Source organism: Pseudomonas sp. AK106 (assembly GCF_053903055.1).
In genome coordinates, this window is the sequence record NZ_CP096426.1 from 805,837 (window position 1) to 824,151 (window position 18,315).

16 protein-coding genes and 2 tRNA genes are annotated in these 18,315 nt (G+C 60.5%); 7 read left to right on the forward strand and 11 right to left on the reverse strand.

The window, feature by feature from the left end; all coding sequences use genetic code 11:
• Positions 1 to 42: 42 nt before the first annotated feature.
• From M1E04_RS03635 to M1E04_RS03645, 3 genes are all read right to left on the reverse strand, one after another.
• Positions 43 to 1,623, reverse strand: a complete 1,581-nt coding sequence (locus tag M1E04_RS03635; protein WP_456292412.1) for an aldehyde dehydrogenase (NADP(+)) — start codon at positions 1,621 to 1,623, stop codon at positions 43 to 45.
• A gap of 141 nt (positions 1,624 to 1,764) precedes the next feature.
• Positions 1,765 to 2,469: a hypothetical protein gene (locus M1E04_RS03640; RefSeq protein WP_369318549.1), complete on the reverse strand. Its 705-nt coding sequence runs from the start codon at positions 2,467 to 2,469 to the stop codon at positions 1,765 to 1,767.
• 434 nt (positions 2,470 to 2,903) lie between these two features.
• Positions 2,904 to 2,980: transfer RNA gene (locus M1E04_RS03645), tRNA-Met, on the reverse strand.
• Between the two features lie 433 nt (positions 2,981 to 3,413).
• On the opposite strand from M1E04_RS03645, the gene M1E04_RS03650 reads away from it, so the two are divergent.
• Both M1E04_RS03650 and M1E04_RS03655 read left to right on the forward strand, forming a co-directional pair.
• On the forward strand, positions 3,414 to 5,471 hold the full coding sequence (locus tag M1E04_RS03650) for a methyl-accepting chemotaxis protein (RefSeq protein WP_456292413.1): 2,058 nt from the start codon (positions 3,414 to 3,416) through the stop codon (positions 5,469 to 5,471).
• A 158-nt stretch (positions 5,472 to 5,629) separates the two neighbouring features.
• Positions 5,630 to 6,286, forward strand: coding sequence for a class I SAM-dependent methyltransferase (locus M1E04_RS03655; protein WP_410928376.1), 657 nt, complete (start codon positions 5,630 to 5,632; stop codon positions 6,284 to 6,286).
• Positions 6,287 to 6,373: 87 nt separating this feature from the next.
• Here M1E04_RS03655 and ychF read toward each other — a convergent pair whose 3' ends face one another.
• From ychF to M1E04_RS03695, 8 genes are all read right to left on the reverse strand, one after another.
• A complete protein-coding gene (gene ychF / locus M1E04_RS03660) occupies positions 6,374 to 7,474 on the reverse strand; it encodes a redox-regulated ATPase YchF (RefSeq protein ID WP_065991776.1) in 1,101 nt (366 codons plus the stop codon).
• A gap of 21 nt (positions 7,475 to 7,495) precedes the next feature.
• The gene (gene pth, locus M1E04_RS03665) at positions 7,496 to 8,080 is read right to left on the reverse strand and encodes an aminoacyl-tRNA hydrolase (RefSeq protein ID WP_108120616.1); all 585 of its coding nucleotides are present in this window, start codon (positions 8,078 to 8,080) and stop codon (positions 7,496 to 7,498) included.
• A 75-nt stretch (positions 8,081 to 8,155) separates the two neighbouring features.
• Entirely contained in the window at positions 8,156 to 8,767 is a 612-nt protein-coding gene (locus M1E04_RS03670; protein WP_065991778.1) for a 50S ribosomal protein L25/general stress protein Ctc, read from the reverse strand.
• Positions 8,768 to 8,907: 140 nt separating this feature from the next.
• The gene (locus M1E04_RS03675; protein WP_037018241.1) at positions 8,908 to 9,849 is read right to left on the reverse strand and encodes a ribose-phosphate pyrophosphokinase; all 942 of its coding nucleotides are present in this window, start codon (positions 9,847 to 9,849) and stop codon (positions 8,908 to 8,910) included.
• 47 nt (positions 9,850 to 9,896) lie between these two features.
• A tRNA-Gln gene (locus M1E04_RS03680) sits at positions 9,897 to 9,971 on the reverse strand.
• Between the two features lie 36 nt (positions 9,972 to 10,007).
• Entirely contained in the window at positions 10,008 to 10,859 is an 852-nt protein-coding gene (gene ispE / locus M1E04_RS03685; RefSeq protein WP_456292414.1) for a 4-(cytidine 5'-diphospho)-2-C-methyl-D-erythritol kinase, read from the reverse strand.
• A 2-nt stretch (positions 10,860 to 10,861) separates the two neighbouring features.
• Complete coding sequence (lolB, locus tag M1E04_RS03690) at positions 10,862 to 11,479, reverse strand: lipoprotein insertase outer membrane protein LolB (protein WP_410928377.1); 618 nt, start codon at positions 11,477 to 11,479, stop codon at positions 10,862 to 10,864.
• A 4-nt stretch (positions 11,480 to 11,483) separates the two neighbouring features.
• A complete protein-coding gene (locus M1E04_RS03695) occupies positions 11,484 to 13,211 on the reverse strand; it encodes a tetratricopeptide repeat protein (RefSeq protein WP_083233232.1) in 1,728 nt (575 codons plus the stop codon).
• Positions 13,212 to 13,469: 258 nt separating this feature from the next.
• On the opposite strand from M1E04_RS03695, the gene hemA reads away from it, so the two are divergent.
• From hemA to murI, 5 genes are read left to right on the forward strand one after another with little or no spacing between them, the layout of a single operon-like run.
• Complete coding sequence (hemA, locus tag M1E04_RS03700) at positions 13,470 to 14,747, forward strand: glutamyl-tRNA reductase (RefSeq protein WP_065991780.1); 1,278 nt, start codon at positions 13,470 to 13,472, stop codon at positions 14,745 to 14,747.
• Positions 14,744 to 15,826 carry a peptide chain release factor 1 gene (gene prfA, locus M1E04_RS03705; RefSeq protein ID WP_065991781.1) on the forward strand — a complete coding sequence of 361 codons (1,083 nt, stop codon included), beginning with the start codon at positions 14,744 to 14,746 and terminating at the stop codon, positions 15,824 to 15,826. Before hemA ends, prfA begins: the two co-directional genes overlap by 4 nt.
• Positions 15,827 to 16,660 carry a peptide chain release factor N(5)-glutamine methyltransferase gene (gene prmC, locus M1E04_RS03710; RefSeq protein ID WP_065991782.1) on the forward strand — a complete coding sequence of 278 codons (834 nt, stop codon included), beginning with the start codon at positions 15,827 to 15,829 and terminating at the stop codon, positions 16,658 to 16,660. It abuts the gene before it with no gap.
• Positions 16,654 to 17,427, forward strand: a complete 774-nt coding sequence (locus M1E04_RS03715) for a molybdopterin-synthase adenylyltransferase MoeB (protein ID WP_369318545.1) — start codon at positions 16,654 to 16,656, stop codon at positions 17,425 to 17,427. Before prmC ends, M1E04_RS03715 begins: the two co-directional genes overlap by 7 nt.
• Complete coding sequence (gene murI, locus M1E04_RS03720; RefSeq protein ID WP_065991784.1) at positions 17,420 to 18,220, forward strand: glutamate racemase; 801 nt, start codon at positions 17,420 to 17,422, stop codon at positions 18,218 to 18,220. Before M1E04_RS03715 ends, murI begins: the two co-directional genes overlap by 8 nt.
• Positions 18,221 to 18,315 lie beyond the last annotated feature (95 nt).

Consider the following 18,315-nt stretch of genomic DNA (forward strand, 5'->3'; position numbering starts at 1 on the left):
GGCGCGCGGTGAAGCAGCTTCAATGGCCGGCGTTGATGCCGCTCAGTCCTTTGACAGCTCGCCGTTGACCAGACGCCAGGTCTTCAACGGATTGCTGGCTTTCAACGCAGGAGGCAGCAGCGAGTCCGGCACGTTCTGATAACAAACAGGGCGCAGGAAACGATCAATGGCCGTTGCGCCCACCGAAGTGCTGCGGCTGTCGGAGGTTGCCGGGAACGGGCCGCCATGGACCATTGAATAGCTCACTTCGACGCCGGTCGGGAAGTCATTGAACAGAATCCGTCCCGCCTTGCGTTCCAGGATCGGCAGCAGCGACTGGGCGGTCGCCTCGTCGCCGTCGTCGAACTGCAGCGTCACGGTCAGTTGCCCATCGAAGCTGGCAGCAACCTTCTGCAGGTCGGCGACGTCGGAGCAGACAATCAGCAGCGCGCTTGGGCCGAAGTTCTCGTCCTCCAGCGCGGGGTTGGCGAGGAATGTGGCTGAGTCGGTGCGGAACAAGGCCGGGCGGGCCTGGAATGAACCGTCGGCTTCCTGACCTTCAGCCACCAGCGTCACGCCGGATGCGCTGTGCAGGTTATTCAGGCCGTTGCAGTAAGCGCCGTGGATGTTCGGCGTCAGCATGGTGGTCGGCAGCTTGTCAGACAGCGCCTTGGCCGAGGCCGACACGAATGTTTCCAGCGCGTCGCTTTCCAGTGCCAGCAGGATGCCCGGGTTGGTACAGAACTGCCCGGCGCCCATGACCAGCGACTCGACAAACCCCTTGGCGATGGTTTCGGCGCGGGCCAGCAAAGCAGCCGGCAGCAGGAACACCGGGTTGATGCTGCTCATCTCGGCATACACCGGGATCGGCACCGGACGCGCCTGGGCGGCCGCCACTAGCGCCAAACCACCACGACGCGAGCCAGTGAAACCCACTGCTTGAATCAAGGGATGACTGACCAGCGCCTGGCCGACAGCAATGTCCTTGTCGATCAGCAGTGAGAACACGCCTTCCGGCATGCCGGTGTCGCGCGCCGCTTTCTGGATCACGCGTCCCACCAGTTCGCTGGTGCCCAAGTGGGCCGGGTGCGCCTTGACGATGACCGGGCAGCCGGCCGCCAACGCAGAAGCGGTGTCGCCGCCGGCAACCGAGAAGGCAAGGGGGAAGTTGCTCGCACCGAACACCGCCACCGGACCAAGACCGATGCGCCGCAGACGCAGGTCGGCGCGCGGCAGTGGTTGGCGCTCCGGCATCGCAGTGTCGACCACGGCACCGTGCCAGCGTCCGTCACGCAGCAGACTGGCAAACAGTTTCAGCTGATTGACCGTGCGCATCCGCTCGCCTTCCAGGCGTGGCTTGGGCAGGCCGCTTTCGACATGAACGCGCTCGGTCAGCACATCGCCCAGATCCACAAGGCCTTGGGCGATGGCTTCAAGGAAGCTGGCGCGCTGGTCGTCACTCAGTTGCCGATAACGGTCGAATGACGCTTCGGCCAGTTCACACGCAGCGTTTACATCCTCCAGCGTGCTGGCACTAAACGACGGCGTCAGGGGTTCACCGGTGGCGGCGGCGAGGGCGAAAACTTCTCCGCCCTGACCTTGTACAGCGCGTTGTCCGATGATCGTTTCACCAAGAATCTGCATTGCTCAACACCTCTCGAGGGCGGCGACCGCCAGTGGGTACCGCTGTGGCCAGCCATTGAGGTTACATCATGGCGCTGCGATCGCCACCGGTGCGGGTGTTGAGCTTGCTGTTGAGCTTATGGACGCGCCTATGGCTGCAGCTTATTGCTGAACGGCGCTGAATCCCTCAAACGCAGTTTGCTGCTGGATCGCGCTGACAATGTTTTTGCGCGTGGCCGGCTGCTGGTTGCCGTCCTTGTCCACGAACACTTCGCTCTGCAGCTCGGCGTCATCGCCTTCACCGATGAACGAGAAGCCGAGGAATTCAAAGGCTTCGCGGTCCGCGTTGGCTTTCGAGCGCGGCGTGCGCAGGGGCAGGGTGACGCTGGCGCCGTCCTTGCTGATGACGAAAACCTCGGCTTCCTTCTTCGGCCGCGCCGCTTTGCTCTTGCCGCCGCTCGGGTTGCTGACCGCTTGATGCGTCTGATTGAGCACCTTCAACGCCAGGCTGTAGACGAGCTCCTGAAAACTCGGGTCGTCTTTATAGCTGGAGAGAATCCGGCTGATCGGAAACTTCGCGCTCAGGTCTTCGAGCGCGGCCATGTCGGCGGCTTCGGCGTCCTTGAGCTGCTTAAGCTGACCCATCAGCTCGTAGGCCTGGTCATCATCGAATCGGTCATGGGCGGCGCGTATGGCCAGGCGCAGATCGCGAATCTGGTCGCTTTCCTTGGCGCTCTGGAATGCGTCCAGCACCATCTCGCTGATGGTTTTGGCCTGTGGCACATGTTGTGAAAGGTTGATGGCTTCTTCGTAGGCTTGCTTCGACGACACGGCGTTTGCCGCCGGATCGGTATGGGAATCAGACATTGAACATCCACTGCTTCGTTAACTGGGGTTGAGGCGCGAAAAGCTCGGGGCGTTTCGAGGGGCGTAATCTATTGGACGAGGGCGCCGTTGTCACGGATTGCCGTCTTCGCCCGGACCGCAGGGCGATTGGCGTTGGATGCGCGCAGACTACGGAATCAAAAAGCCCGGCAATTGCCGGGCTAGTCTTACACGCAGGTGCCACCTTTATGGTGTGAGCCCGTCCCGCCTGTTGGATGCGTCCCTTTCGGACACGCCGACGCGGAAAGTGAAACGATTGAAAGCAGAGCGACCAGTCCAGCGATAGCGATCTTTTTCATATTGCCTCCGTGCACTGCGAGATGCAGTACAGGGCTATCGGCGATTTGGGATCCCGCCTTAGGCACAGAACGCCAGAAACAACAAAGCCCGCACAAGGCGGGCTTTGTTGAGGTACTTGGTGGCTACACAGGGACTTGAACCCCGGACCCCAGCATTATGAATGCTATGCTCTAACCAACTGAGCTATGTAGCCAAGTGGCGCGCATTATTCGCTCAGATCGGATATGTGTCAAGCGTCTCTTTGAAAAAATTTATCCACGCGATCAATCGGTTAGCCTCCCGGCTCTTCTACCATTTTCTCATCCCTGCACGCTGGTGACAGTTTCACTCCTCGCGCTGAGTGCTTTTGCCCCACTTTCGCGCACTCAGCGTGCACTGTCCTCGATCTCGTGCCCGGTTTGATGGCCTCGTGCTATCGGTCCGGTTCTTGCTTATGCCTGCCGTAACGCTGCCGTTATAGAGCTAGGTGGCTGCGGATTTCGATAAGTCTGAGTGCGCCCCTCGTTCAAAAGATGGGCGGTTATCGTTTTTAAAACATAGACATGGCATTTTGCCGGTAAAAAATGTAAGGCAGCGCAGCGATGATCATTCGTCGCGCAGCGTCTGTCGGTGAGGAGTGGTCGGTTATGCAGAGTCTTTTGTCGCCAGGCATCCGCCTGCTCGGACGTCTCGGGTTCGCGCGCAAGTTTCAGGTGCTCTTCTTTCTGTTCATCTTGCCGCTCGCGGGCAGCCTGTGGATGATCGGCCAGGATTACCGCAGCAAGCTGGAGGTGATTTCTCAGGAGCAAGCCGGTGTGCGCCAGCTCATGGCACTCGATGCGCTGGATGTGCAACTGACAGCACAGCGCAACCGCGCCGCGCGCTGGAAGGCTGCCGACATTCTTCGTGATCCGACGCCGGCCGCGAAGGCAGCCATGAACGCGCTGGATGCCGCCAACCCTGACCTGACCCGCACCCTGGCGTCCTTGGGCGATGAACTCAAGGCACAGAACGCCAGCGCGGACATCATGACGCGGTATCAAGCGCTGCAGGCCTCGGTCAAAGGCATGGATTCGGAATCTCTGCGCAGCGTCGGCTGGTGGCCGGACGGCTACGATCGTTTTACCTCTGCCCTTACGGCGCTGCAGAGTCTGCGTGAACAGATCGCCATGGACAGCGGCTTGATCCTTGATCCCTGGCTTGAAACCTACTTGCTGATGCAAATCGCCACACAGCAGGCGCCGGAACTGGTCGAGCGAGTAGGGCGGATGGCGAGTATCGGCCAGTCGTCGATCGCATCAGGGCAGTTCTCGTTGCAGAGCCGTCTTCAGATGCGCGACCTGCGCAGTCGCATCGGTGACGCCCGTGATCAACTGGTCAAAGCCGTGAGCTCGCTGAAATCGAAAGCGTACCCGGGCATGGAGGTCTGGACGCGTCAGTATGAAGACAGTCTTCAGCGCCTTGATAACGAATTGAAAGTGCTCGACGACGGCGTGTTCGGCGGCAGCATCAAGCTCGACCCTGCTGCGTTCGAGCGCAGCGTCGACGGTGTCAGCGATGGATTGGCGGCCTTACGCAAGCAATCGCTCTCATCATTGACCAGCCGGCTCGATTATTACCATGAGCAGTCCACTCTGCAGTTCGTGCCGATCGCTGCGATTTTCAGCATTCTAGCGCTCGCGGCGCTGTATCTCTTCATGTGCCTCCAGGCATCGATCCAGCGCAGCGCCAAGGGCATCACGACCCTGGCCGAGTCGCTGCGTGACGGCAATCTGTGCGTCGAGGTCGCCGTTCAGGGGCGTGACGAACTCGCAGCCATCAGCACCGCCCTCAACGTCGCGGTGGTGCAACTGCGCACCAGTCTCTTGGGTGTCAACCACGAAACCCAGCAACTGGGCTCTGCGGTGCTGACCCTCAATGCGCAGTCAGGCAGCACGCTCAACGAAGTGGAAGATCAACAACAGCAGATCAGCCAGATCGCCGCTGCGGCCACCGAGCTGGCCGCGACGTCCATGGGGGTTGCCCGCAGTTGCGAAGCCGCATCCGGCAGCGCCCAGGCCACCCGACGCATCGCCGAAGACAGCAGCCGCGACAGTCAGCGCACCACGGCGAGTATTCAGCAACTGAACCAGAAGTTGACCGACACTGCTAATGCGTTGAGCAAGGTCAGCGAGCAGGGGCAGCAGATCCAGTCCGTGGTGGACACCATTCGCGGCATCGCCGAACAGACCAACCTGCTGGCGCTCAATGCTGCCATTGAAGCGGCGCGTGCGGGCGAGCAAGGCCGTGGCTTCGCCGTGGTCGCTGACGAGGTGCGCAGTTTGTCCCAGCGGACACAGGCTTCCACCGCGCAAATTGCCGGGACCGTGGACAGCCTGCGGTCGACCGTCAGCCAGGCCGTTAGCCTGATGGAGGCGGCGTGTGGTCAGGCGGTGAGTGACGCGCAGTCGGTGACCGGCTTGGGCGAGCGGCTGGAAGAGATCGCCAGCGCGGTGCAGATCGTTACTGACACGCTGGCGCAGATCGCCACCGCAGTCGAAGAGCAGGCCGCGACGGCGGACGAGGTTAGCGGCAATATTCAGCAGGTGGATCAGGCCGCTGGCCGCTTGCTTGACGGTGCGCGTGCGGTAAATCATGCCGCAGACACCCTGACCAAAGGCAGCCGGGCCTTGAGCGACAACACCGCGAGATTCCGGTTGGGGTAAGCCGCGCAGGCGAAGCGTGAGGGTGATCGGCCCGCGATTGCATGCGCGCCATCATGCCGCACCCTGCGCCGTGGGTTGAAAGAGGAACGGCTGGCGACGTATAAGATTCGTCGCCTTCTCATCGTCTTCTGATACCCATCGCCGTAGGGGATTTCTCCATGACCGACAGCAGTGCCGCAGGTGCGGCGGTTTATTCGCCCCTGACGTTAGCGTTGTACGACGCCTGGGTGTTGGGCATTTCCAATCGGTATGCCTGGCGCTGCCCAACCGATGAGGTGCTTTTGCCGTTCTTCCGCGCCAGTGTGCGTGCCCACCATCTGGATATCGGCGTCGGCACGGGTTATTACCTGGCGAAAGCCAAGCTGCCGCCGAACACCCGCATCACCCTCATGGACCTCAATCCAAGCAGCCTCGCCGCCGCTAAAAGCAGGATCGGCCGGCCAGACACGCACACCCTTCAGCATGACGTAATGACGCCGATCCCGGGCAACGAACGCTTCGACTCGATATCGCTGTTTTACCTGCTGCACTGCCTGCCAGGCCCGACGGATGCCAAGGCGGCGATCTTCGCTCAGCTCAAGCACAACCTGAACCCGGACGGCGTTTTGTTTGGCGCAACGATTCTAGGGGACGAGGCGGGGCACAACGGCTTCGGTCGCAAGCTGATGGCGGTCTACAACAAGAAAGGCATTTTCGGAAATAGCGGGGACACTCAGGCCGGCTTCGAAGCGCATTTGCGGACGCACTTTCGCGAGGTCACGCTGAAGCGCGAAGGCGTGGTGCTGCTGTTTCGCGTAGCGCAGCCGATTGTCTGAGTTGCACTAAAACCACAAAGCCCGCGGATCACTGAGTGATACGCGGGCTTTGACGTTCAACGAGGTTCGTGGAGGTCCACGAGGGCGTTAGACGTTGAAGCGGAAGTGCAGAACGTCGCCGTCCTTGACGATGTAATCCTTACCTTCCAGACGCCATTTGCCCGCTTCCTTGGCACCGGCTTCACCCTTGTACTGGATGAAGTCGTTGTAGGCGACGCACTCGGCGCGGATGAAGCCTTTTTCGAAGTCGGTGTGGATCACGCCGGCGGCCTGTGGCGCGGTGGCGCCGACACGGACTGTCCATGCACGCACTTCTTCGACGCCGGCAGTGAAGTAGGTCTGCAGGTGCAGCATTTCGTATCCGGCACGGATCACGCGGTTCAGACCAGGTTCTTCAAGGCCCAGAGCCTCCAGGAACATGTCCTTTTCTTCGCCGTCGTCGAGTTCGGCGATTTCCGCTTCGATCTTGTTGCAGACCGGCACCAGCATGGCGCCTTCTTCTTCGGCGATCGCGCGAACCACGTCAAGGTGCGGGTTGTTCTCGAAACCGTCTTCAGCGACGTTGGCGATGTACATGACCGGTTTGGTGGTCAGCAGATGGAAGCCCTTGATGACGGCTTTCTCATCGGCGCTCATGCTCTTCATCAGGCTGCGCGCGGGTTTGCCCAGCGTGAAGTGAGCGATGAGTTGCTCCAGCAGGCCTTTCTGGACCACTGCGTCCTTGTCGCCGCCCTTGGCATTGCGCGTGACTTTCTGCAGTTGCTTCTCGCAGCTGTCGAGGTCAGCAAAAATCAGTTCCAGGTCGATGATCTCGATGTCGCGCTTCGGGTCGACGCTGTTGGAGACGTGAATCACGTTCTCGTCTTCGAAGCAGCGCACCACGTGAGCAATGGCGTCTGTCTCGCGGATATTGGCGAGGAACTTGTTGCCCAGGCCTTCACCTTTGGATGCACCGGCTACCAGCCCGGCGATGTCGACGAACTCCATGGTGGTCGGCAGGATGCGCTTCGGGTTGACGATGTCGGCCAGGGCCTGCAGGCGCGGGTCCGGCATGGGCACGATGCCTGTGTTCGGTTCGATGGTGCAGAAGGGAAAGTTCTCCGCCGCGATACCGGATTTGGTCAGGGCGTTGAACAGGGTGGACTTGCCGACGTTGGGCAGGCCGACGATGCCGCAGTTGAATCCCATGGTGTTTCCCCTCGAGTGATGTCAGGCCTTCTGGCTGTGCAGGACGCGCATCGCCTTGGCGAAGTCGCCAGCGAGTACATCCGGCAGCACGCCGAGGGCAAAGTCGATGCTGGCATCCAGCTTTTCCTGCTCGGCGCGTGGCGCTCGACCCAGGACGAAGTTGGACACCAGACTGGCGTCGCCCGGGTGGCCGATGCCAAGCCGCAGGCGGTGGAAGCCGTTCTGGTTGCCGAGCTGCGCAATAATGTCGCGCAACCCGTTATGCCCGCCGTGCCCGCCACCCAGTTTGAGTTTGGCGACGCCCGGAGGCAGGTCGAGTTCGTCGTGGGCCACCAGAATGGCTTGCGGAGGAATCCGGAAGAAACCCGCCAGAGCTGCCACGGACTGGCCGCTGCGGTTCATGTAGGTGGTGGGGATCAGCAGACGAACGTCTTGGCCCTGATGACTGAATTTAGCCGTCAGGCCGAAATATTTGCGGTCAGCGGTCAGATTGACACGCTGTGCGCTGGCAATGCGCTCAACGAAAAGAGCCCCTGCGTTATGCCGGGTCTGTTCGTATTCGGGGCCTGGATTTCCCAGGCCGACGATCAGTTGGATGGCGGTCACGTCAGGGGCTCTTCCTTGGGTCGAGTGTGATGATGGCGAGCATCATCACGGGTTCAACCGGCTAGCGAGTAATAATTACTCTGCTTCGCCTTCTGCGGTGCCTTCTTCTTCGTCCTGGACGATGCGAGGAGCGTGGACGTTAGCGATGTCCAGGTCCTTGCCGTGCGCCAGAGCAACGAATTCAACACCTTTAGGTGCTTTAACGTCGGACAGGTGAACGTTGTCGCCGATTTCCAGAGCGCCCAGGTCAACTTCGATGAACTCAGGCAGGTCTTTCGGCAGGCAGGTCACTTCCAGCTCGGTGGTGGTGTGCGAGATCTCGCCGCCTTTCTTGACCGGTGCTTCTTCGTTGATGAAGTGCACTGGAACGATAGCGGTCAGTTTCTGGCCAGCCACGACGCGGATGAAGTCAGCGTGCATGATGAACTGCTTGGCAGGGTGACGCTGCATCGCTTTAACGATGACGTTCTGCTTGGCGCCAGCAATGTTCAGCTCGATAACGTGGCTGTAGGCAGCTTCGTTTTCGAACATTTTTGCCAGTTCTTTGGCTTCGATGGTGATCGAAGTTGCTTCCTGGCCACCACCGTAAACAACGGCTGGGACGGAGGCGGCGAGACGACGCAGGCGGCGGCTCGCACCTTTCCCCAGGTCAGTACGCGCTTGGGCGTTCAGAGTAAATTCGTTCATTTTGCATCTCCAATATAGCCATGACCGAGCGGCGTTTGCGACCAGCGCCAGACACGGTATGGGCAAAAAAGCCCCGCCCCGGCATTGAGTGTCGGGGCGGGGCGCTTTTCGTCAACGGATGGTTCGGCAGGGCAGGGCCCTTATCGGAACATCGCGCTGATCGATTCTTCATTGCTGATGCGACGCATCGCCTCAGCGACTACCGGTGCGATATCCAGTTGACGGATACGGTCACAGGCCTGTGCTGCAGCGGACAACGGGATGGTGTTCGTCACCACCAATTCGTCCAGCACGGAATTTTCGATGTTCTCGATTGCACGGCCCGACAGAACAGGGTGTGTGCAATACGCGAAAACCTTGGCAGCGCCGTGTTCTTTCAGCGCCTTGGCCGCGTGGCACAAGGTGCCGGCGGTATCGACCATGTCGTCGACGAGAATACAGGTACGGCCTTCGACATCACCGATGATGTGCATCACTTCGGAGTGGTTGGCCTTCTCGCGGCGCTTGTCGATGATGCCCAGATCGACGCCCAGGGACTTGGCAACAGCACGTGCACGCACGACGCCGCCGATATCCGGGGAGACAATCATCAGGTTTTCGAAGCGTTGGTCTTCGATGTCATCCACCAGAACCGGGGAGCCGTAGATGTTATCTACCGGAATATCGAAGAAGCCTTGAATCTGGTCGGCGTGCAGGTCGACAGTCAGCACACGGTCGATACCGACGACGGTGAGCATGTCCGCAACCACTTTAGCGCTGATAGCCACACGGGCGGAACGCGGACGGCGATCCTGGCGGGCATAACCAAAGTAAGGGATTACAGCAGTGATACGAGTGGCCGAGGAGCGACGGAAGGCGTCAGCCATCACGACGAGTTCCATCAGGTTATCGTTGGTCGGAGCGCAGGTCGGCTGGATAATGAAGACGTCTTTACCGCGAACGTTTTCATTGATCTCAGCGGTAATCTCACCGTCGGAAAACTTTCCAACAGAGATGTCACCGAGAGGGATATGCAGCTGACGTACGACACGCCGAGCCAGATCGGGGTTGGCGTTCCCCGTAAAGACCATCATCTTGGACACGCGCAGTACCTGGAGGCTTAGGGTATGCCTGGATGACTATAGGAAAATGGCAGGGGCGGCTGGATTCGAACCAACGCATGGCAGGATCAAAACCTGCTGCCTTACCGCTTGGCGACGCCCCTGTATCTGTTGCACGAGTGCCTGGCACTCGGTTCCTTTTAGAGCAGCGTTTGTAACTTCCGGTGCAACATCGAGATGTTTGCGCCTTTTGCTACAAACCCCGTAAGGGTCTCTGTAAGAAGGGCCGAGACTTTATCAGCTTCAGCTTTGCTTGGGAAGGCCCCAAACACACAACTTCCAGTTCCGGTTAATTTTGCTTCGGTAAATTTACCTAACAAATTCAAAGCGTTACCAACTTCTGGATACCGCCTTGTTACAACCGGTAAGCAGTCGTTTCGACTGTTTCCCTTGGGAACGGGGCGCACTTTAATGGGCGGAGTGTCACGTGTCAACAGCGGATCTGAAAAAATTTCTGCTGTACTTACAGATACTTGCGGCACCAGCACCAGATACCAAGGTTCTTCTGGGGTTACGGGGGTCAGTATCTCGCCGATGCCCTCCGCAAAAGCGGCATGTCCACGCACGAAAACCGGCACGTCTGCCCCAAGCTTGAGGCCCAGCGCCGCTAGCCGATCTTCATCCCAGCCAAGCTGCCAGAGATGATTCAGGCCGAGCAATGTCGTTGCCGCATCGGAGCTTCCGCCGCCAATGCCGCCACCCATGGGCAGGACTTTTTTCAGCCAGATATCAACGCCAAGCGAGCAACCGGATTGCTCTTTGAGGGCGCGAGCCGCTTTGACGATCAGATTGCTGTCGTGGGGGACGTCGGCGATTTCCGTCTGAAGGCGCACCTCTCCGTCGTTCCGAAGCGCGAAACTGAGCTCGTCGCCGTAATCGACAAACTGAAACAGCGTCTGCAGTTCGTGATAACCGTCAGCGCGGCGCCCGGTGATGTGCAGCATCAGATTCAGTTTGGCAGGGGCGGGCAGTGTCAGTCGTGGTTGCGACATGCTCATTGCCCCAGTTTGCGTGGTTGCCAGTCCTTGATGACCAGCGTGACGTCCAGGTCCTGCCCGTGCAGCTTCATGCGTTCAGGCAGCCAGAAACCGTTCTGCTGGGTGTAGCTCAGGTATTCGATCTGCCAGCCATCCTGCGCCAGGCTGGACAAGCGACTGTCACCGTCGAGCGTCAGGCTGCTTTTACTGTCCGGGGCGGGCAAGCCGCGCACCCACCAGACCAGGTGGGACACCGGCAGTTTCCAGCCCAGTTGGTCCTTGAGCAGGGTTTCCGGATCCGGCGCTTCGTAGCGGCCCTGATTGGCCACTTCCAGTGAGACTGCGCCAGGGCGACCGGTCAAGCGGGCAGCACCGCGACCCAGCGGGCCGGACAAGCGAATGTCGTAGTAATCCTGGCGTTGCAGCCAGAACAGCGTGCCGCTGCCGGAATCCTTTGGTGCGCGGATGCCAACCTTGCCGTTGATCTGCCAGCCATCAAGGCTGCTGAGTTGTTCCTTGTTCGCACGCCATTGATTGGCGTCGCCCTTGCCTTGTACGGCTTCGCGGGAGGACATGCCGGCACAGCCAGCGAGCAGGGCGATCAGACTGAATACGAGTACGTGGCGCAATTGCATAAATTCAAAGAGTCTCGGCGCCGGTCAGGCGTTTGATGGTGCTGCGCAGGACCGGGCTGTCAGGTTGTTGTTCAAGGGCCTTGGCCCACACTTTGCGGGCTTCACGCTGCTCGCCTTTGGCCCAGAGGACTTCGCCCAGGTGCGCAGCGACTTCGTGGTCCGGAAAACGCTCCAGCGCCTGGCGCAGCAGACGTTCGGCCTCATCCAGATTGCCCAGGCGGTAATTGACCCAGCCGAGGCTGTCGAGCACCGCCGGGTCTTCCGGATTGATCTTGTGCGCGCGCTCGATCAGTTCCTTGGCTTCGGCGTAGCGCGTCGTACGATCCGAGAGCGTGTAGCCCAGCGCGTTCAGCGCCATGGCGTTATCCGGCTCGCGTTTGAGAATCGCCCGAAGGTCGCTCTCCATCTGTTTCAGATCGTTGCGCTTCTCCGCCAGCATCGAGCGGGTGTAGAGCAGATTCAGATCGTCCGGGTACTGCTTGAGCGCCTGGCTCAACACTTGCCAGGCGCGATCACTCTGGTTGTTGTTGGCCAGGGTCTCGGCTTCGACCAGAAACAGCTGAATGGCGTAGTCGGGTTGGTCGGCGCGGGCCTGAGCCAGCCGCTTCGAGGCTTCGGCGCTGTTGCCGTTGCTCATGAGGATATCGGCCTGACGCAGTTGCGCAGGCAGGAAGTCATTGCCGGGGCCCACCTGAGCGTATTCGGCCAGCGCCGTCTGTGGGTCGCTGCGCTCTTCGTAGATGCGACCGAGGTTGACGTGGGCCGAGTCGACGTGACTGCCGCGGGCGACGAGGTCTTCGAGGTAACCCTGCGCTTCGTCCCATGCCTTGTTTTCCAGGCACACGAGGGCAAGGGAATAGCGCAACTCGTCGTCATCCGGGTACTGCTGAACCAGGCTGGAGAACTGCACTTTGGCGTCTTCCATGCGGTTCTGTTCCACCAGCATGCGCGCATAAGTCAGGCGCAGACGCTTGTCGTCCGGGTATTTCTTGATGCTTTTTTCCAGCAGCGGGATCGCTTCCTTGCCGCGGTCCATGCTTTGCAGCAAGCGAGCACGCAGCAGGATCGGCGCCACTTCGCCTTCGCCCGGCGGGTTGTCTTCGAGCAGTTTCAGGGAGGCGGCACTGTCGCCTTCCTGCTGAAGGAGCAACGCCTTGCCGAAGATCAGCTGGCCGTTTTTCGGGTATTTCATCAGCAGGCGATCAAAGCTGGTTATCAGCCCTTTGCGCGTATTGGAATCGGTTTCCGACGCCGACAGCGCGAGAAAATCAAAATGCGTGTCGCCCTGGCCCTGAAGGACCTTCTCCATATAGCGCATGGAGTCGTCGTAGCGCCCGGCTCGCGCCAGCTGGATCGCTGCCGCGCGCTGTGCCTCGAGATTGCTCGGATCGTTTTTCGCCCAGATCATCGATGTGTCGAGGGCCGCCTGATCGGCGCCCAGATACTCGGCGATGCGGAAGGCACGCTCGGAAATCCCTGGATCCTGTGTCTGAATCGCCTGGGTCACATAGTTGTCCAGCGCGATGTCGAAACGGTTGCGCTGGCCGGCAAGTTCGGCTGTCAGCAGGCTGACGACGGTTTCCTGAGTAAACGAGCCGTACACCTGAGGTTTGGCATCGGGTGCGGGCGGCGCTTCTTTCGCCGGAGCGGAGGGCTCCGTAGAAACGGAGGCCGTAGACTGGCAGCCACTCAGAGCGACAAGGGCAAGGAACAGCGCGGAGGATTTATTCATATAGAAGAGGGGCGGCTTACCTGCGGTTTGGAAGCATCATGACACAAGGCCGGGAGCAAACCCACAGCCCGCGCGAAATCTGGATACGCTCAATCTACAGCCTGCGCGCGGACATTTTGTCGCAGGCCGGACGCGGTGATACGCAATCTGTATAGGGACAATAGCGGGCTGCGGACGTTCTGAATGTATTGCGGTGGTTGTCCTCCCTCTATCGAAGTAGGACAATTGCCGGCTTCACGTCACCATCAGCGACCTTGAATGGCCTTTCTTGCTCTGGGTATCAACCATAAGACTGCATCAGTCGATGTCCGCGAGCGCGTGGCATTTACGCCTGAACAGCTGGTTGAGGCGCTGCAGCAGCTTTGCCGCCTGACCCGAAGCCGGGAAGCGGCCATTCTCTCCACCTGCAATCGCAGCGAACTGTATATCGAGCAGGATCAGCTGACCGCCGAAGCCGTGTTGCGCTGGCTGGCGGATTATCACCACCTGAATGTCGATGAGCTGCGCGCCAGTGCCTATGTGCACGAAGACGACGCGGCGGTGCGGCACATGATGCGCGTGGCGTCGGGGCTGGATTCGCTGGTGCTCGGCGAGCCGCAGATCCTTGGCCAGATGAAATCGGCGTATGCCGTGGCCCGGGAGGCCGGCACGGTTGGGCCGTTGCTCGGGCGACTGTTTCAGGCCACCTTCAGCGCTGCCAAGCAGGTGCGCACCGACACAGCCATCGGCGAGAACCCGGTCTCCGTCGCCTTTGCCGCCGTCAGCCTGGCCAAGCAGATTTTCAGCGACCTGCAGCGCAGTCAGGCGTTGCTGATCGGGGCAGGGGAGACCATCACTCTGGTCGCGCGTCACCTGCACGATCTCGGGGTCAAGCGTATCGTCGTTGCCAACCGCACCCTCGAACGCGCGAACATTCTCGCCGAGCAGTTCGGTGCCCACGCGGTGCTGTTGGCCGACATTCCGGCCGAGCTGGTCAACAGCGACATTGTCATCAGTTCCACGGCCAGCCAGTTGCCGATTCTGGGCAAGGGCGCCGTTGAAAGTGCGCTGAAACTGCGCAAGCACAAGCCGATCTTCATGGTCGACATCGCCGTGCCGCGCGACATCGAGCCTGAGGTCGGCGAGCTCGACGACGTCTACCTCTATACCGTGGACGATCTGCACGAAGTCGTCGCCGAAAACCTCAAGAGCCGTCAGGGCGCAGCGCAGGCGGCCGAGGAACTGGTCAGCGTGGGCGTCGACGATTTCATGTCGAGGCTGCGCGAACTGGCGGCGGTCGACGTGCTCAAGGCGTATCGTCAGCAGAGCGAACGCCTGCGTGACGAAGAACTGCAGAAGGCCCAGCGCATGCTCGCCAATGGCAGCAACGCCGAAGACGTGTTGATGGCGCTGGCACGTGGCCTGACGAATAAATTGATGCACGCCCCCAGCGTGCAACTCAAAAAGCTGTCCGCTGAAGGCCGCGTCGATGCGCTGGCCATGGCCCAGGAACTCTTTGCCCTCAACGAGGGCTCCACGGATAAATCCCCGCAATGAAAGCTTCACTGCTTAATAAGCTGGACGTGCTCAGCGACCGTTTCGAGGAATTGACCGCGCTGCTCGGCGATGGCGAAGTCATCTCTGATCAAACCAAATTTCGCGCGTACTCCCGCGAGTACGCCGAAGTCGAGCCCGTGATTCAGGTGTACCGGCAACTGCAGAAAGTGCAGGCCGACCTCGAAGGCGCGCAGGCGCTGCTCAAGGACAGCGATCCCGACATGCGCGAAATGGCAGTCGAAGAGGTGCGCGATGCCAAGGATCAGTTGCTGGTGCTTGAGGCTGATCTGCAGAAAATGCTGCTGCCCAAAGACCCGAACGATGGCCGCAACGTGTTTCTGGAAATCCGCGCCGGCACCGGCGGCGACGAAGCAGCGATTTTCGCCGGCGACCTGTTCCGCATGTATTCCCGCTATGCCGAGCGACGTGGATGGCGTGTCGAGATCCTGTCCGAGAACATAGGCGAACATGGCGGCTACAAGGAAGTCATCGCGCGGGTCGAAGGCGAGCACGTCTACGGCAAGCTGAAATTCGAGTCGGGTGTGCATCGTGTTCAGCGCGTCCCGGAAACCGAATCCCAGGGCCGAATTCACACCTCCGCGTGTACGGTGGCGGTGTTGCCAGAGCCTGACGAACAGCAGACCATCGAGATCAACCCGTCCGACTTGCGCGTTGACACCTATCGCTCATCCGGCGCCGGTGGTCAGCACGTCAACAAGACCGATTCGGCCATCCGCATCACGCACTTGCCGTCCGGCATTGTGGTGGAGTGTCAGGAAGAACGGTCGCAGCACAAGAACCGCGCGCGGGCCATGTCCTGGCTGTCGGCCAAGCTCAACGATCAGCAGACCGCTGCGGCGGCCAACGCTATCGCCAGCGAGCGTAAATTGCTGGTAGGTTCCGGGGATCGCTCGGAACGCATTCGTACATACAATTTTCCACAGGGGCGAGTCACGGATCACCGCGTGAACCTGACGCTCTATTCCCTTGATGAAGTTCTGGCCGGCGGGGTCGATGCAGTGATAGAACCGTTACTTGCCGAGTATCAGGCAGATCAACTTGCGGCACTGGGTGATTAAATGACCATCATCGCCAGCTTGTTAAGAAGCGCCGAGCTGCCGGACTCTCCGACAGCGCGTCTGGATGCAGAATTGTTGCTGGCCGCTGCCCTGGGCAAGCCGCGCAGTTTTCTCCACACCTGGCCCGAGCGTATTGTCAGCACCGAAGCGGCGCATGCCTTCGACGGCTATCTCAAGCGTCGACGGACCGGCGAACCCGTCGCGTACATCCTGGGCCTGCAAGGGTTCTGGAATATCGACCTGGAAGTCGCGCCCCATACGCTGATCCCGCGGCCTGAAACCGAGATGCTGGTGGAAACCGCGCTGGAGCTTTTGCCCGGTGCGATTCCCCACACGCTGCTCGATCTGGGCACTGGCACCGGCGCCATCGCGCTGTCGCTGGCCAAGGATCGTCCGCAGTGGAACGTCACGGCGGTGGATCGCGTTGAAGAGGCGGTCGAGCTTGCCGAACGCAATCGCCAGCGCCTGCACCTGGATAACGCCAAGGTCCTGCACAGCCACTGGTTCAGTGCTGTCGAGGGTCAGCGTTTTGACCTGATCCTGAGCAACCCGCCTTATATTGCCTCCAACGACCCGCACCTGGTCGAAGGTGACGTGCGCTTCGAGCCAAGCAGCGCGCTGGTCTCCGGCACCGATGGCCTGGATGATCTGCGTCTGATTGTGTCGCAAGCGCCCGCGCATCTTGAAGCCGGTGGCTGGCTGTTGCTGGAGCATGGCTACGATCAAGGTGCAGCAGTGCGCGAGCTGTTGCTTGAGCACGGGTTCGAAGAGATCAAGACCCGTCGCGATCTGGGCGACCACGAACGCATCACCTTCGGGCGGGTGCCGTGCTGACGGACGAGGAGCTGCTGCGCTACAGCCGGCAGATCCTTCTGCAACAAGTCGACATCGAGGGTCAGCTGCGCCTCAAGCAAAGCCGCGTGTTGATTGTCGGCCTCGGCGGACTGGGTTCGCCGGTGGCGTTGTACCTGGCGGCGGCCGGCGTCGGAGAATTGCATCTGGCGGATTTCGACAGCGTCGATCTGACCAACCTGCAACGCCAGATCATTCATGACACCCCGAGCGTGGGGTTAAGCAAAGTCGATTCAGCCATCACCCGGCTGACCGCCATCAATCCACAGATCACACTGGTCGCCCATCGCGCGGCCCTTGATGTCGACTCACTGGCGGCAGCCGTTGCCGGGGTCGATCTGGTCCTGGACTGCTCGGACAATTTCTCGACGCGCGAGGCGGTCAATGCGGCCTGCGTCGCCGCGTGCAAGCCATTGGTCAGCGGCGCTGCGATCCGCCTCGAAGCGCAACTCTCGGTATTCGACCCGCGCCGTCCGGAGAGTCCTTGCTACCACTGCCTGTACGGGCACGGCAGCGAGACCGAACTGACCTGCAGCGAGGCCGGCGTGATCGGCCCGTTGGTAGGGTTGGTCGGCAGTTTGCAGGCCCTTGAGGCCCTCAAGCTGCTGGCCGGCTTTGGCGAACCAATGGTGGGGCGACTGCTGCTGATCGATGCCATGAGCACGCGATTCCGCGAATTGAAAGTCAAACGCGATCCTGGCTGCAGCGTCTGCGGTACCGGGCTCCGAGCTGCCGCCGAGCATGAATAGAGACAGCGATGCCCCGGTGGCGGTGTTCGATTCCGGCGTCGGCGGGTTGTCGGTGCTGGCGGAAATACAGCAGTTGCTGCCACGGGAATCGTTGCTCTACGTCGCCGACTGCGGCCACATCCCCTACGGCGAGAAAACCCCCGAATTCATTCGCGAACGATGCGCGACGATTGCCGAGTTCTTCCAGCTTCAGCGCGCCAAGGCGCTGGTGATCGCCTGCAATACGGCGACGGTGGCGGGCATCGCTGACTTGCGCGCCCGCTATCCTGACTGGCCGCTGGTGGGAATGGAGCCGGCGGTCAAACCTGCGGCCGCAGCGACACGAACCGGTGTCGTGGGTGTGCTGGCGACCACGGGCACCTTGCAAAGCGCCAAGTTTGCCGCATTGCTCGATCGCTTCGCGGCAGACGTGCACGTCATTACGCAGCCTTGTCCGGGACTGGTCGAGTTGATCGAAACGGGCGATCTGGTCAGCCCGACGATTCGCCAGCTGCTGCAGGGCTACGTCGCGCCGCTACTCGCCGCGGGCTGCGACACCATCATTCTGGGCTGCACCCATTACCCGTTTCTCAAGCCGTTGCTGCGGGAAATGATCCCGGCGTCCATTACGCTCATCGATACCGGCGCCGCTGTAGCCCGGCAGTTGCAGCGGTTATTGGGTGAGCGCGAGCTGCTGGCGAGCGGTCATCCTCGGACTGCCCAGTTCTGGACGACCGGCGATCCAGAAGATTTCAGAAACGTCCTACGCGTGCTTTGTAACAACTCCGACAATGTGCGAAGCTTCGTTTCGTGAAAAAAACGTGAATCGCTTCGCCTGTGGGTGAACTAAAGTTCAGCCGCCGGCTTCTACAGCACTTCTGTCGATATAAAAAATTTCTAACTGCTTTC